This window comes from uncultured Pseudomonas sp., assembly GCF_913774235.1.
GTDB lineage: Bacteria > Pseudomonadota > Gammaproteobacteria > Pseudomonadales > Pseudomonadaceae > Chryseomonas.
Genome location: NZ_CAJYDW010000018.1, coordinates 269,474 through 283,676, shown reverse-complemented (window position 1 = coordinate 283,676; position 14,203 = coordinate 269,474). Strand labels below are relative to the sequence as shown.

11 protein-coding genes and 1 other RNA gene are annotated in these 14,203 nt (G+C 66.6%); 8 read left to right on the top strand and 4 right to left on the bottom strand.

Annotation, left to right across the window (positions count from 1 at the left end; all coding sequences use genetic code 11):
• Positions 1–68: 68 nt before the first annotated feature.
• From QZ471_RS20500 to QZ471_RS20480, 5 genes are all read left to right on the top strand, one after another.
• A complete protein-coding gene (locus QZ471_RS20500; RefSeq protein ID WP_295467273.1) occupies positions 69–845 on the top strand; it encodes an SDR family NAD(P)-dependent oxidoreductase in 777 nt (258 codons plus the stop codon).
• A gap of 1 nt (position 846) precedes the next feature.
• On the top strand, positions 847–1,602 hold the full coding sequence (locus tag QZ471_RS20495) for an SDR family oxidoreductase (RefSeq protein WP_295467271.1): 756 nt from the start codon (positions 847–849) through the stop codon (positions 1,600–1,602).
• 41 nt (positions 1,603–1,643) lie between these two features.
• Entirely contained in the window at positions 1,644–3,047 is a 1,404-nt protein-coding gene (locus tag QZ471_RS20490) for an aspartate aminotransferase family protein (RefSeq protein WP_295467269.1), read from the top strand.
• On the top strand, positions 3,044–4,411 hold the full coding sequence (locus tag QZ471_RS20485; protein ID WP_295467267.1) for a glutamine synthetase family protein: 1,368 nt from the start codon (positions 3,044–3,046) through the stop codon (positions 4,409–4,411). The genes QZ471_RS20490 and QZ471_RS20485 overlap by 4 nt, the downstream gene beginning before the upstream one ends.
• Before the next feature lie 165 nt (positions 4,412–4,576).
• Positions 4,577–5,125 carry a hypothetical protein gene (locus QZ471_RS20480; RefSeq protein WP_295467265.1) on the top strand — a complete coding sequence of 183 codons (549 nt, stop codon included), beginning with the start codon at positions 4,577–4,579 and terminating at the stop codon, positions 5,123–5,125.
• Positions 5,126–5,230: 105 nt separating this feature from the next.
• On the opposite strand, the gene QZ471_RS20475 is transcribed toward QZ471_RS20480, so the two are convergent.
• The 4 genes from QZ471_RS20475 to QZ471_RS20460 all read right to left on the bottom strand — a co-directional run bounded on the left by QZ471_RS20475 (position 5,231) and on the right by QZ471_RS20460 (position 11,525).
• The gene (locus QZ471_RS20475; RefSeq protein ID WP_295467263.1) at positions 5,231–6,562 is read right to left on the bottom strand and encodes a tetratricopeptide repeat protein; all 1,332 of its coding nucleotides are present in this window, start codon (positions 6,560–6,562) and stop codon (positions 5,231–5,233) included.
• Between the two features lie 68 nt (positions 6,563–6,630).
• Complete coding sequence (locus tag QZ471_RS20470) at positions 6,631–7,173, bottom strand: ProQ/FinO family protein (RefSeq protein WP_295467261.1); 543 nt, start codon at positions 7,171–7,173, stop codon at positions 6,631–6,633.
• A 294-nt stretch (positions 7,174–7,467) separates the two neighbouring features.
• Positions 7,468–8,133, bottom strand: coding sequence for a response regulator (locus QZ471_RS20465; protein WP_295467259.1), 666 nt, complete (start codon positions 8,131–8,133; stop codon positions 7,468–7,470).
• Entirely contained in the window at positions 8,130–11,525 is a 3,396-nt protein-coding gene (locus QZ471_RS20460; protein WP_295467257.1) for an ATP-binding protein, read from the bottom strand. Before QZ471_RS20460 ends, QZ471_RS20465 begins: the two co-directional genes overlap by 4 nt.
• A 288-nt stretch (positions 11,526–11,813) precedes the next feature.
• Here QZ471_RS20460 and urtA point away from each other — a divergent pair, with 288 nt between their 5' ends.
• The 3 genes from urtA to urtB all read left to right on the top strand — a co-directional run bounded on the left by urtA (position 11,814) and on the right by urtB (position 14,194).
• Positions 11,814–13,058, top strand: coding sequence for an urea ABC transporter substrate-binding protein (urtA, locus tag QZ471_RS20455; protein ID WP_295467255.1), 1,245 nt, complete (start codon positions 11,814–11,816; stop codon positions 13,056–13,058).
• 60 nt (positions 13,059–13,118) lie between these two features.
• Positions 13,119–13,210, top strand: a non-coding RNA gene (locus QZ471_RS20450) — sX9 sRNA.
• Positions 13,211–13,276: 66 nt separating this feature from the next.
• Complete coding sequence (gene urtB, locus QZ471_RS20445; RefSeq protein WP_058785716.1) at positions 13,277–14,194, top strand: urea ABC transporter permease subunit UrtB; 918 nt, start codon at positions 13,277–13,279, stop codon at positions 14,192–14,194.
• Positions 14,195–14,203 lie beyond the last annotated feature (9 nt).

The window sequence follows — 14,203 nt, the reverse complement described above, 5'->3', positions numbered from 1 at the left end:
TAACGATCGTCTTTTTGTATCAGCCCTACACGCCTAAAGTCCAACTGAACGCCATAGAGGGAGCGGTCATGAGCGAGACGATGATGGGGCAGGTGGCACTGGTCAGCGGTGCCGGCAGTGAATCCGGTATTGGCATGGCCATCGCCCGGCGGCTGGGCGAGGCAGGGGCACGGTTGGTCGTCACCGCCAGCAGCGCCCGCATTGCCGACCGGGTCGAAGAGCTGCGCGCCGCCGGCTACGCCGTCGAAGGTCGTGCCCTCGATCTGACCGACGAAGCCGCCGTCATCGATTTCGTCCAGTGGGCCGAGGCGCGCTGGGGCCGTATCGACATCCTCGTCAACAACGCCGGCATGACCATGCAAGGCAGCCCCGAGCCCCTGGTCGAGCTGGCGCGGATGAGCCTGGCCGAGTGGAACCTGATCCTGGCGCGCAATCTGACCACCGCCTTCCTGCTCACTCGCGAGGTGCTGCCCGGCATGCAGCAGCGCCGCTATGGCCGCGTCGTCCATGTCAGCTCGGCCACCGGCACCCGGGCAGGCAATCGGGGAGAGGCGGGCTACAGCGCGGCCAAGGCAGCCATGGTCGGCATGAACATGAGCCTGGCGCTGGAGGTGGCGGGGCAGGGCATCACGGTCAATGCCGTGGCGCCCGGCTGGATCGAGACCGCCTCCAGTCTGCCAGAAGAATTGCAGGCGGCGACCCGGGTGCCGGTGGGCCGCGCCGGACGCCCGGCCGAAGTGGCGGCGGCAGTCGCCTTCCTGGCTTCGCCCGAGGCCAGTTACATCACTGGGGAATACCTGGTGGTGGACGGCGGCAACAGCCGCATCGAAAACAAGGGGGCCTGACATGCAGCCTGTCGTCTTGATCAGCGGGGTCCTGGGTGGCATTGGCCAGGCCGTGGGCGAGCAGTTCGTGCGAGGTGGATGGCGGGTCTTCGGCACCGACCTCGATGGTGCGGCGCTGGCTGCTCGCCAGGCCGCAGGCCAACTGGCGGGCTATCACGCCGCCGATCTGCGCCAGGTCGGTGCCCCCCAGGCTGTAGTCGCGGCCGCCCAGGCGACCCTGGGTCGGCTCGACGCCCTGGTCAATTGTGCCGGCGTCTGGCGCGAGGGGCCTGCGGAAACCTTCAGCGAGGAAGACTTCGACTTGGTGCTGGACGTCAATCTCAAGGCCAGCTTCTTTCTCTGCGCCGCCGCCATTCCCGCCCTGCGGGAAACCCGTGGCGCCATCGTCAACCTCAGCAGCGACGCCGGCCGCCAGGGTAATCGCAACGCCGCCGTCTACTGCGCCAGCAAGGGCGCGGTGACCCTGATGACCAAGACGCTGGCACTGGATCTGGCGCCCAGCGGCGTGCGCTGCAACGCCATCTCCCCCGGCGACGTGGCGACGCCCATGCTGAGCTTCCAGGCGGAGCGCTATGGCAACGGCGATCCCGCCGGCTATCTGCAAGACCTGCTCGCCAAGTATCCCCAGGGTGACAGCGCAACCTTCGTCCAACCCGACGAGGTCGCCGCCCTGGCCTTCTTCCTTTGCCAGCCCTCCGCCCGCTCCATCACCGGTGCGGACCTGGCCATAGATCGCGGTATCTCGGCCGGCCATTGAGCCGGACAAGACCCTTCATCCAACCTCGGAGACCTAGCGTCATGACCACCAGTGGTATCAGCGAAGCGGCTGTACAGGCCTTCACCGCTCGCGAGCGCGAGCTCTTCCTCGCGCAGAATCCCAAGTCCCTCGCCCTGGCCGAGCGCGCCCGCCATTCCCTGTTCGGCGGCGTGCCGATGCATTGGATGAGCGACTGGTCGATGCCCAGTGCGCTGTTCGTCAGCCATGCCCAGGGCGCCCGCTTCCATGACGTCGATGGCCATGAATACGTCGACTTCTGCCTGGGCGACACCGGCAGCATGTTCGGCCACTCGCCAGAACCCATCGCTCGGGCGCTGGCGGAGCAGGGCGCTCGCGGCCTTACCACCATGCTGCCGGGGGAGGACGCGATCGTCGCCGGCGAGTTGCTCGCCGAACGCTTCGGCCTGCCGTTCTGGCAGGTGGCGGCCACCGCCACCGATGCCAACCGCTACGTGATCCGCTGGGCGCGTGCCATCACCAATCGCAAGATGCTGCTGGTGTTCGACGGCTGCTATCACGGCACCGTCGATGACGTGATGGTGCGCTATCAGGAGGGTCGCACCGTGCACCGCGGCGGCCTGATCGGCCAGGCGCACAATCTCGCCGAGACCAGCCGGGCGGTACCCTTCAACGATGTGGCGGCGCTGGAGGCGGCGCTGGCGAAAGGCGACGTCGCCGCGCTGATCTGCGAACCGGCCATGACCAACATCGGCATGGTATTGCCCGAGCCGGGCTTCATGGAGCAGGTTCGCGCCCTGACCCGTCAGTACGGTACGCTGCTGATCATCGACGAAACCCATACCCTATCCACCGGCCCCGGTGGCTGTACCCGCGCCTGGAACCTGCAGCCGGACTTCATCACCTTCGGCAAGCCCATCGCCGGCGGTGTGCCCTGTTCGGCCTATGGCTGCACCCATGAAATGGCCCAGGCCATGCGTCTGGCGCAGCAGCACGCCAGCGAGACCAGTCACGGCCATGGCCACAGCGGCATGGGCACCACCCTGTCGGCCAACGCCCTGGCCATGCGTTGCCTGAGGGTCAACCTGGAAGAGGTAATGACGCCCGCGGCCTACTACACCCAGATGCTGCCCATGGCCGCGCGACTGGCCGCGGGCTTACGTAGTCTGATCGCCCGACACGAACTCGCCTGGTCGGTGACCGAGCTGGGCGCCCGTTGCGAATTCCAGTTCTGCACGACGCCGCCCAAGACCGGTGCCCAGGCCGAAGCCGCCTTCCATGACAGCCTGCAGCAGGCGCTGCACCTCTATCTGATCAATCGCGGCATCCTCATCACGCCGTTCCATAACATGACGCTGTGCTGCCCGGACCTCCAGATGGCCGACGTCGATCGGCTGCTGGCCACCCTCGACCAGGGGCTCACCGAGCTCCTGGCCCTACCTGGCGCCCGGGAGATCCAGCCATGAACTTCGCCAATCCCCAGGAAGCCCGGGACTTCCTCGCCGCCCATCCCGAGGTGCGCCACATCGAGCTGCAGCTGATCGACGCCAATGGCATACCCCGCGGCAAGCTGCTGCATCGCGACGAACTGCTGGCCATCTACGAGCAAGGGCGGCCGTTGCCCAGCTCCATCCTGGCGCTGACCATCCAGGGAGAGGACGTCGAGTCCACTGGCCTGGTGTGGGAGGTAGCCGACGCCGACTGCTGGACCTATCCAGTACCCGGCAGCCTGACCCTGCAACCCTGGCGCACCACGCCCACCGGCCAGGTCCAGGTCAGCATGCACCCGACCCAGGGCCTGCCGGCGACCCCGGCCGACCCACGGCATGCGTTGGTGCGCGTCATCGAACGCCTGCAGGCCGATGGCTTCCATCCGGTGATGGCGGTGGAGCTGGAGTTCTATCTGCTGGATCGCGAACGCGATGCCGAGGGGCGCCCGCAGCCGGCGCTGCAAATGAATGGTGGTCGACCCCAGGCGCCCCAGGTCTACGGCGTGTACGAGCTGGAGCAGTTGCAGCCGTTCCTGGACGATCTCTACGCCGCCTGCGAGGTGCAGGGGCTGCCGGTGCGTACCGCCATTTCCGAATACGCACCCGGTCAGGTCGAGCTGACCCTGGAGCATCGCTTCGACGCCCTGCAGGCCATCGACGAAGGCGTGCGCTACAAGCGGCTGGTCAAGGGCGTCGCCAATCGCCACGGCCTGCAGGCCTGCTTCATGGCCAAGCCCTTCGGCGACCGCGCCGGCAGCGGCATGCACCTGCACGTCAGCCTTGCCGACGCCGCGGGCAACAACCTCTATGCCAGCGAAGATCCCCAGGGCACGCCGCTGCTGCGCCACTCCATCGGCGGCATGATGCACAGGCTGCTCGACTCCCTGGCGATCTTCTGCCCCAACGCCAACTCCTATCGGCGCTTCCAGGCCAACAGCTATGCGCCCCTGGCCAAGAGCTGGGGGGTGAACAACCGGACCGTCTCCTTCCGCGTCCCGGGCGGCCCGGCCGTCACTCGCCACATCGAACACCGTATCTGCGGAGCCGACGCCAACCCCTATCTGGCCGCGGCCGCCATCCTCGCCGGCATCCACCAGGGCATCCGCGACGAACTCGATCCAGGCCCGGCCATCGTCGGCAATGGCTACGAGCAGGCCACCGAATTCCTCCCCACCGACTGGTTCACCGCCCTCCGGGCGCTGGAGGGCTCTACCTGGGCACGGGAGGCGCTGGGCGAGCGTTTCATCGAGGTCTACCTCGCCATCAAGCACGCGGAATACCGGCAATTCATGGCCGAGGTGGGCGAGCAGGATTGGCGGTGGTATCTGACCAACAGTTGAGCCAGGTAGCGACGTCGTCGTCACCTAAATTGGTAAAGGAGATCAGGCAGATGGGAGGCTGTTGCCGTTAGCCGGTAAATCCGAAACGGCCGTCCGCTGGCATTTTTGTCGCTGCATCCGACGCTGCATGCTGCCTCTTTTCAAAAAGGCCACGGACGAGAGCCTATGCTGAACATTCCCCCTCTGCTCAAACTTTGCTCCCTGTTTTGCATGGTTTCGCTGGCGGTAGGATGCGCCTCCAGGGTTCCAGCCAAACCTGCTCCGGTCAGTTATCAGACCAACTTCACCCCTACGGATGAATATGCCGTGCTGCTTCTGCGGAGCACGGGTGCCCCTATGCCAGTAGCCTATTCACTGACGTCGAAGGAGCACGGCGAGGTGCAAGTTGGCAAGGTCTACGACGGCGCCACTGGCGACGAGTTGCTATTGCCCTGGATTGCAAAATTTTCCAAGAAGATGAATAGCGGGATGCTCAAGGCGGTGCCCTCTAGAGAAACGGTTCTGGAGGTTGGAGCCGCCTATACGGTGTATGGGAATTCCGAATGGTCGAATGCCTCGGGTGGAAAAGGATCCTGTGGGCCGGTACACAGCACTTTCACGCCTGAGCCCCAAAAGCGCTATCTCGCGTTATTCACCTTTTCCAATGGCTACTGCAGGCAGGAGATATTCGACGTCACCACCGGGGCGCCGATGTTGCTCAAACGTGAAAGCTAGCCGCGGGAGAAGGGAAGGCGACGGCTATCCATTGGACAGGCCGCGCTGATTACGCCAGACGAAGCGTCTGGTACTACCGGTGGGGACTCGCCGTGGTATCGCTCGCTATTGGAAGTTGCCTTCAGCCACCAACGCCCTACGCCACCGCTCATCCCGCTGCGACGGGCGTCGATGCAGGCGTTCGTCCAGCAGGGTGAGTGCCTTGGCGCTTTCTCCGCCACGCATGAGCGCTACCAGCAGGGTGTCTTCGAAGACTTGGCGCTGGGCGCCGCTGCCGCCGATGCGGGCGATATCGGCGCGGACCGGTTCGAGCAGCTGGATGCAGGCGCGATAATCTTCCTCGGCGAAGGCCAGCAGGGCCCGACACAGCAGGGCGACGACGGGGCCAGCGGGGAGGGTACCAGCGGCAGTCCGGGCGGCGAGTCCGTTGAGGCGGGCGTCCACGGCGGACCGGTCGCCTGTCGCCGCGGCAATCATGACCATGTGGACGTCGGCGAAGGGCAGCCCGGGTTGCTCGAACAGCCCGGTGACGCTATCGGCCGTGGCCTGCCATAGGGCCGGCGAGACCTCATGGCGTTGCAACGCCAGGCGCCACAGGAAGGAGGCGTTATCGCTCACCCGGTTGAGCGGGCCGGCGGTGGAATTGGCCGGTGCCACCTGGGCTTCGTAGAGCGCCAGCGCGCCCTGGACATCACCCCGTTCCAAGGCCACCAGCGCACCGTGCCAGGCGATATGCCCGTGCAGGGTGCCATGGCGAGGATAGTCGGGCAGCCAGTCGGCGATCAGCCGTGCCGCCTCTTCGCTGGCGCCGGATTCATGCAGCACATGGGTGAGGGCATGGGCGGCGTTGACGTTCTGGCGGCGCCGTTCGAGGGCACGCTCGGTCAAGGTCCGCCCGCGCACGACGTCGCCATTCTCACCGAGCGCCCAGCCGTGATACGTCTGGAACCACCAGTCATCCGCGGCGAAATGCCGGGCATGGCGTTCACAGAGGTCGACCCGGGCCTGGTCATGGTCGACACGGCCGGAAAACGCCAGCAGACCGAAGGCGCCGAGGGGCAATCCGAGGATCAGGATATCCCGCGGCCAGCATTCGGCGTGGTCCAGGGCGCCTTGCAGTGCCTGGGCGGACTCACCCGCCACCAGCCGCTGCAGCACCTGGACGTGACTGCGTTCGCGCTCCGTCCCGCGCTGTGCGACCAGGCGTTGCGCGCGCTCGATGGCGCTGCGTGCGGCGCTCGCCTGGTTATCGATCAGGTACAGGCGGGCGCGGGCGGCCCAGCCCAGGGCGAAGTCCGGGTCCAGGGCGATCGCTCGCTCCAGGGACCCGGCCGCGCCGGGCCAGAGGGACAACAGCAGGTCCACGCCGGTCCGGTAATGCTCGGCAGCGCTGGAGGAGGTCGAGAGCGGCAGACCGTAGCGGTCGGTGGCAGGCATGGCGATCTAAGCCGAGCGGGTATCCATGGCAGCGGCAACACGGCAGCCAGGCTGCCGTGCTAGCCCTGTTACTGAGCCGCTTCCGCCTGGGGCGTAGGACTGGCCTCGACCGCCTTGTCCTTCGCCGGTGCCTTGTCGCGGCGGGCCTGTGCACGTTTGCGCCGGGCCTGGCGCGCCGCATGCAGTGCCTGGGACGCGGTCACGACGCCAACCGGTTGGCCGGCGAGGTCGAGCCGGGGGGCATTTTCCTTCATGCTCGTCCAGTAGCGATTCCCCTGGCACCAGGCCGCGATGCCCAGTTTCAGCTGGTCGAGGGAGAGGCCGAGCGTTCCCAGGTGCTGTTCGGCATCCTTGAGGATGCCTTCCTTGAGCGGCACCTTGGGCGCCGGATTGACCGGGAAGGCCAGCGGGAAGTGCTTTTGCAGGCGCCGAATGGCCTCGAAAGCCGCTTCCTCTTCGGGCGACCTGACTTCGCGCGGCGGCTTCTGCGGCTTCTGCGGTCTTTGCGCCTTCTGAGACTTCTGCGGAGGTTGCTGCTTGGCAGCAGGTTGCAGCTGCGCCTTTTCGGCGCGGAGCCGGTCGCGAAGCTCGGCTAGTTGTTCAAAACCCATTGTGCAGCTCATCGGTAGCGGATTTGGTCGGGCGCGAGGATACCCTAAGCCACGCCTTGGCACAGCCTTGCCGGCCCGCGGGGACGCGATCAACCGACGAAGGTACCGGCTCCGTGCACACTTCCGGCACTCGGCAAGCGTACCGGGGCGATCGCCTGGCATGCGCCAGCCCGCCGGGTGAATCGACGATAGATGCACGAGGAGGGGGCCGAATCCGCCCGACGAGGTACCCCGCGGGATGCCCTGCCCCTGGAGCCGAAGGTACGCATGGGAGTGCCCTTCGCAACGCTTTCGTCATCGACAGGCGGCGATGGCCAGGGTGGCGGCGGCGGTACGGGTTTCCACGCCGAGCTTCACGTAGACGTGCTCCAGGTGCTTGTTCACCGTGCGCGGTGAGAGGCCGAGGATGTCGCCAATGTCCCGATTGGTCTTGCCGCAGGCCACCCAGTGCAGTACCTCGACCTCGCGGCCGGTCAGTTGGTAGCGGCTGCTGAGGGGCGCGAGGTCCAGCGCGGTCCTGGCCTGGGGCCGGTTCACCGGCAGGCTCCTGGCCGCCTGGAGTTCCCGAGCCGTGCGCAGGTGGGCGGCCACCCGCGCCAGCACCTCGTCGGTCTTCAGCGGCTTGGTGACATAGTCGATACCGCCGGCGGCGAAGGCCTCCACCACGTGCTCGCTGTCGGTCAGGGCGGTCATGAACAGCACCGGAATGTCGGCCAGCTCGGCCTGGGCCTTGATCCGCCGGCAAGTCTCGAAACCGTCCAGGCCAGGCATCACCGCATCGAGCAGCACCACGTCCGGACGGCGGCGCTGCATGCGTTCCAGGGCGCTGGCGCCGTCCATGGCCACCAGCACCATGTAGCCGGTGGCGTCCAGGGCATCGGAGAGCAGCGCGAGGTTGTCGGGGGTGTCATCGACGATCAGCACGACGCCGGCGGGAGCGGGCTGTAGGACGGCATTCATGGGTGTTCTCCTTCCAGGGGCAGGTCGGCCGGCTGCAGGCTGTCCTTGAGGCGGCGATTGAAGTCGTTGAGCTGGAAGCGCTTGACCAGATTGCGCAGGCTGGCGACGTAGGCGGCGCTGAGGGGCTCGTCGCGATCGATGCGGTCCAGGCATTCGAGGATACCCTTGACGTAGCCCAGGGCGCCCAGCTCCCGCAGCTCGGTCAGACTGGCGGCACTGGGTGCCTGCAGGGAGAGCGGGAGCGCCTTGGGCGACACCTCGGGGCGCTCCAGCCACTCCAGGTCCAGGTGCTTCTTGATCTTCTCCAGCAACTGCGGCGTGTGCACCGGCTTGGCCAGGTAGTCATCGCAGGCGGCGGCTGCGCTGCGTTCGCGGTCATCGGCGAAGGCGTTGGCGGAGATGACGATGATCGGCGCCCGAGAGAGGCCGTTGCGGCGAATCAGGGTGCTGGTCTCCAGGCCGTCGAGCTGGGGCATGGCGAGGTCCATGAGGATCAGGTCCGGCTGCCACAGGGCCACCTGGCGGATGGCGTCCTGGCCGTTGCTGGCCTCGGCCAGTTCGAAACCCAGGGGCTCGAGCATGCCGGCGAGCACGCGGCGATGGTCGAGGTGGTCGTCCACCACCAGCACCCGCCGGCGTGGCCCCTGGTAACCGCTGATGTGGTGCTCGACGTGGACCAGCGCCTGGGGCACGCGTACCTCGGAGAGAAACAGCCGCACCACGAAGCGGGTGCCCTGGCCTGGCGTACTCTGGACATCCAGGGCCCCGCCCATCAGGGTCACCAGCATGCGGGTGATGGTCAGGCCCAGGCCGAGGCCGTTGTCCTGGCGCAGTGGGTCACCGCGTTCGAAGGGCTGGAACAGCCGTTCCAGCTGTTCCGGAGCGATCCCCAGGCCACTGTCGAGGATCTCGAAGGTGGCGGTTTCCCGGGCATAGGTCACCCCCAGTACCACGCCACCTTGATCGGTGTAGCGCACGGCATTGCCGAGCAGGTTGATGAGGATCTGGCGGACGCGCTTCTCGTCGCCGCGGACCACCGCCGGCAGGCGTCCCTGGGCGTCGAGCCGGAAGCTCAGGCCCTTGTCCTGGGCCTGGGGGGCGAACATCTGCTGCAATTGCTCGATGAATTCCGGGAAGGGGATTTCCGAGGGTTCCAGGTTGAGCTTGCCGGCCTCGATCTTGGCCACGTCGAGCAGGCCGTCGATCAGCGACAGCAGGTGCGAGCCGCTGCGGTAGATGGTGGCCAGGGCGTCCTGCTGGCGACTGTTGCTCGCCGGGTCGCGCTGCAGGATCTGGGTGTAGCCGAGGATGCTGTTCAGCGGCGTGCGTAATTCGTGGGAGAGGCCGGTGACGTAGCGACTCTTTGCGGCGTTGGCGGCCTCGGAGGCCTCCTTGGCGCGCTGCAGGGCCTCGTCGGTCTTGCGGTGGGCCTGGATCTCCTGCATCAGCAGCGCAGTCTGGCGGGTCGATTCCTCCAGGGCCACGTGGCGGCTCTCGCGCGTCAGCACTACCCACCAGGCCAGCGCCGCGGCGAACAGGGTGAGCACCATGAAGGCCTTGAAGAAGCCCTGGTAGAGCAGGTGGCGCTCGTCGCCCTGGAGGCCCTGGGAGACCTGGCTGTAGATCAATGCCAGGGCACAGAACATCAGCCCGACCATGACCAGCAGGACGCCCAGGTAGTGCGCCAGGCGGGTATGCAGGCGCGGCACCGAGGTGTTCGGCAGCAGCCAGCGCAGCAGGCTGTCGAATTGCGCCGACAGCCGCGCCTCGGGTTTGCACAGGTCGCCACAGCGCGCGTCCAGGGCGCAGCACAGCGAGCAGATGGGCGCTCCGTACGCCGGGCAGAAGGCGATGTCCTCGCGCTCGAAGGCGTTGGCGCAGAGCACGCACTCCAGGTGGACCTGGGCCGGATGGAGCAGCTTCAGCACGCTGGTACGGGCGATGTAGTAGCGCCCCCGGGTGCACCAGGCCAGCAGTGGGGCACAGACCAGCGCGGCGAGCAGGGACACCGCCGGTGAGGCGGCCTGGGCCAGGGCGCCGAACAGCCCGGCATGGGCCAGGCCGGAGAGCAGCGAAGCCAGCAGCATGGCGCCGACGCCCACCGGATTGATGTCGTAGAGGTGCGCGCGCTTGAATTCTATGTGCTTGGGCGACAGGCCCAGCGGCTTGTTGATCACCAGGTCGGCGACCACCGCGCCGATCCAGGCGATGGCGATGTTGGCATAGAGCCCGAGCACCTCCTCGATGGCCTGGAACACCCCCAGCTCCATGAGCATCAGGGCGATCAGCACATTGAACACCAGCCACACCACCCGGCCGGGGTGGCTGTGGGTGACCCGGGCGAAGAAGTTGGACCAGGCCAGGGAGCCGGCATAGGCGTTGGTCAGGTTGATCTTGATCTGGCTGACGATGACGAAGAGCACCATGGCGCCCATGGCCCAGCCTGGTGAAGAGAAGACGTAGCCGAAGGCCACCAGGTACATCTGGGTTGGCTCGGCGGCGCGCTCCAGGGGAATCTCATGCTGCAGGGCGAGAAAGGCCAGGAAGGCGCCGGCCAGCATCTTCAGCGCCCCGGGCAGGATCCAGCCGGGGCCGGCCAGCAGCAACGCCGCCCACCAGCGCCGGCGGTTTTCGGCGGTCTTCTCCGGCAGGAAGCGCAGGTAGTCGACCTGCTCGCCGATCTGGGTCACCAGCGCCAGGCCCACGGTACAGGCGGCGCCGAAGGACAGCAGGTTGAAGGCCCCGGCCTCGCCCTCGCGCCCGGCGAAGGTGGTCCAGTCCGCCAGGGCGCCGGGGTTCTTGGCGGTGACGAAGACGTAGGGCAGGGCCAGCAGGAGCAGCCAGAGCGGTTGGCTCCACAGCTGCAGGCGATTGATCAGGGTGATGCCATAGGTGACCAGGGGGATGATGATGATCGAGCAGATCACGTAGGCCAGGGCCAGGGGGATGCGGAAGTACAGCTCCAGGGCCAGCGCCATGATCGCCGCTTCCAGGGCGAAGAACAGGAAAGTGAAGCTGGCGTAGATCAGCGAGGTGATGGTGGAGCCGATGTAGCCGAAGCCGGCGCCGCGGGTCAGCAGGTCCATGTCCACACCAAAGCGCGCCGCGTAGTAGCTGATCGGCAGGCCGGTGAGGAAGATCACCAGACTCACCGCCAGCACCGCCCAGAGGGTGTTGGTGAAGCCATAGCTGATCGCCAGGGCGCCGCCGATGGCCTCCAGGGCCAGGAAGGACAGGGCGCCCAGCGCCGTGTTGGCGATGCGGAATTCCGACCATTTGCGGAACGAGCGGGGGGTGTAGCGCAGGGCGTAGTCTTCCAGCGTCTCGTCGGCGACCCAGCTGTTGTAGTCCCGGCGGATCTTGGCGATGCGTTGCGTCCCGTTCTGCTGCACGGCAGGGCTCCTGACGGTTCGGCGGTGCGCTCTTCAGGCAAGTTCCGTGCCCTTGCCTGGGCGTGGTGCACAGCGCCTGGGCAGCCTGCTTGTGTGGCTGCGCGCGGGCGCGCGCGAGACAGAGCATGCCCCAGGGCGTTGCAGCGAGCAGTACGTCAGATGACGTATGCCGTTACGTCATCCTGCGTATGTTCCACGCCCGCACCGGCGCCCCATCCTTGCTCCGCAGCCAAAGCCCGGCGGTCCTGGCCACAAGGGACGACGGCAATCACCTAGAGGAGCGAGAAGATGCACAGACCATCGGGCCTGAAACCCAGCCTTCCCCGGCGCCTGGCGTTGGGCGCCGCCGCCCTGTCCCTGCTGGCGGCCAGCGTGTTCAGCCAGGGTGTCCTGGCGGATGCCGCCAACACCACCGGCCTGGCCGTGACCGATACCACGGTGACCGTCGGCCAGTTGCATTCGGCCACCGGCACCATGGCCATCTCCGAGACCGGCGCCATCCAGGCCGAACGCCTGGCCATCGAGCAGATCAATGCCCAGGGCGGTGTGCTCGGCCGGCAGATCAAGATCGTTCAGGAAGACGGCGCCTCCGACTGGCCGACCTTCGCCGAGAAGGCCAAGAAGCTGCTGGAGGCCGACAAGGTCGCCGCGGTGTTCGGCTGCTGGACCTCGGCCTCGCGCAAGGCGGTGCTGCCGATCTTCGAGAAGGACAACGGCCTGCTCTACTACCCGACCTTCTACGAAGGCCTGGAGCAGTCGAAGAACGTCTTCTACACCGGCCAGGAAGCTACCCAGCAGATCCTCTCGGCGCTGGATTGGCTGGCCAAGGAGAAGGGCGCCAAGACCTTCTACCTGGTGGGCTCGGACTACATCTGGCCGCGCACCTCGATGAAGATCGCCCGCAAGCACATCGAGAACGTGCTGCACGGCGAGGTGGTGGGGGAGGAGTACTACCCCCTGGGCGGCACCCAGTTCGGCTCCCTGACCAACAAGATCAAGTTGAAGAAGCCCGACGTGGTCTTCGCTGCGGTGGTCGGCGGTTCCAACGTGGCCTTCTACAAGCAGCTCAAGGCGGCCGGCATCACCTCCGCCAAGCAGAATCTGCTGACCCTCTCGGTGACCGAGGACGAGATGCTCGGCATCGGCGGCGAGAACATGGCCGGCTTCTACTCGTCCATGAAGTACTTCCAGACCCTGGACAATCCCAACAACAAGACCTTCGTCGAAGCGTTCAAGGCCAAGTACGGCAAGGACGCGGTGATCGGCGACGTGACCCAGGCCGCCTACCTCGGCCCCTGGCTGTGGAAGATGGCGGTTGAGAAGGCTGGCAGCTTCGACGTCGACAAGGTGGTCGCGGCCTCGCCGGGCCTGGAACTCAAGACCGCCCCGGAAGGCTACGTGAAGGTGCATGACAACCATCACCTCTGGAGCCGCTCGCGGATCGCCCAGATCCAGCCGGACGGCACCTTCAAGGTGGTCTACGAGTCGCCCGAGCTGATCGAGCCAAACCCCTTCCCCAAAGGCTACCAGTAGAGCGACTGGCAAACCTACTGCGCGTCCGCCAGGCGGGCGCGTGCAGTGCTCGGAATCCTCATGTACCGCCCGTACACTCGTGTGCGAGCCCAGTCCGGTTCCTGCGCGCCGCCCGCACCCGCCTGACAACCGCTCGCTACGGTTTGTCAGCCGCTCTAAGCCTTGCCTGACCGGGACCGCCCCTGCGGCGGTCCCGCCCACCTCCGCGGGAGAGCCTCATGGAAAGCTTATCGGACTTCGGCGCGATCGCCGTGATGCAGGGCTTCAACGGCCTGTCGGTGTTCTGCGTGCTGCTGCTGATGGCGCTGGGCCTGGCGATCATCTTCGGGCAGATGGGGGTGATCAACATGGCCCATGGCGAATTTCTCGCCGTCGGCGCCTACACCACCTATGTCGTGTCCACGCTGATCCAGCATCACCTGCCCGCCTTGCAGCCCTATTACTTCTTCTTCGCCATCGTCCTGGCCTTCTTCGTCGCTGGCGCCATCGGCTGGCTGGTGGAGTGGGCGATGATCAGCCGGCTGTATCAGCGGCCGCTGGACACCCTGCTGGCCACCTGGGGCCTGTCGCTGATCCTGCAGCAACTGTTTCGCTCGGTATTCGGCGCCCGCGAGGTGAGCGCCGAGATGCCGGAATGGCTGATGGGCTCCTGGAGTCCGACCGCCAGCATCGACATTCCCAAGAACGGTCTCTTCGTCATGGCCGTGACGGTGCTGCTGACCTTCACCCTGTTCCTCATGCTCTACCGCTCGCGCTGGGGCCTGCAGGTCCGCGCCACCATGCAGAACCGGCTGATGGCCCGCGCCGTGGGCATCAACACCCGCCGCGTGGACCGCATGACCTTCGCCCTGGGGTGCGGCGTGGCCGGGGTGGCCGGCGCGGCCTTCACCACCATCGGCTCCATCGGCCCCACTGCCGGTTCGCTGTATATCGTCGATACCTTCCTGGTGGTGGTGTTCGGCGGCGCGGCCAGTCTGCTCGGCACCATCGCCTCGGCCTTCGGCATCGCCCAGGCGCAATCGCTGCTGGAATTCTTCCTGTCCGGCTCCATGGCCAAGGTGCTGACCCTGTCGGCGGTGATCCTCATCCTGATGCTGCGGCCCCAGGGGCTGTTCTCGGCAAAAGTCCGCAAGTAGGGAGCGCGA

What these genes read in the sequence shown, in the direction of transcription:
- QZ471_RS20470 (WP_295467261.1), bottom strand. Translation starts at nt 7,173, where the DNA reads ATGGGTTTTGAACAACTAGCCGAGCTTCGCGACCGGCTCCGCGCCGAA.
- QZ471_RS20500 (WP_295467273.1), top strand. Translation starts at nt 69, where the DNA reads ATGAGCGAGACGATGATGGGGCAGGTGGCACTGGTCAGCGGTGCCGGC.
- QZ471_RS20475 (WP_295467263.1), bottom strand. Translation starts at nt 6,562, where the DNA reads ATGCCTGCCACCGACCGCTACGGTCTGCCGCTCTCGACCTCCTCCAGC.
- QZ471_RS20480 (WP_295467265.1), top strand. Translation starts at nt 4,577, where the DNA reads ATGCTGAACATTCCCCCTCTGCTCAAACTTTGCTCCCTGTTTTGCATG.
- QZ471_RS20465 (WP_295467259.1), bottom strand. Translation starts at nt 8,133, where the DNA reads ATGAATGCCGTCCTACAGCCCGCTCCCGCCGGCGTCGTGCTGATCGTC.
- urtB (WP_058785716.1), top strand. Translation starts at nt 13,277, where the DNA reads ATGGAAAGCTTATCGGACTTCGGCGCGATCGCCGTGATGCAGGGCTTC.
- QZ471_RS20495 (WP_295467271.1), top strand. Translation starts at nt 847, where the DNA reads ATGCAGCCTGTCGTCTTGATCAGCGGGGTCCTGGGTGGCATTGGCCAG.
- QZ471_RS20485 (WP_295467267.1), top strand. Translation starts at nt 3,044, where the DNA reads ATGAACTTCGCCAATCCCCAGGAAGCCCGGGACTTCCTCGCCGCCCAT.
- urtA (WP_295467255.1), top strand. Translation starts at nt 11,814, where the DNA reads ATGCACAGACCATCGGGCCTGAAACCCAGCCTTCCCCGGCGCCTGGCG.
- QZ471_RS20490 (WP_295467269.1), top strand. Translation starts at nt 1,644, where the DNA reads ATGACCACCAGTGGTATCAGCGAAGCGGCTGTACAGGCCTTCACCGCT.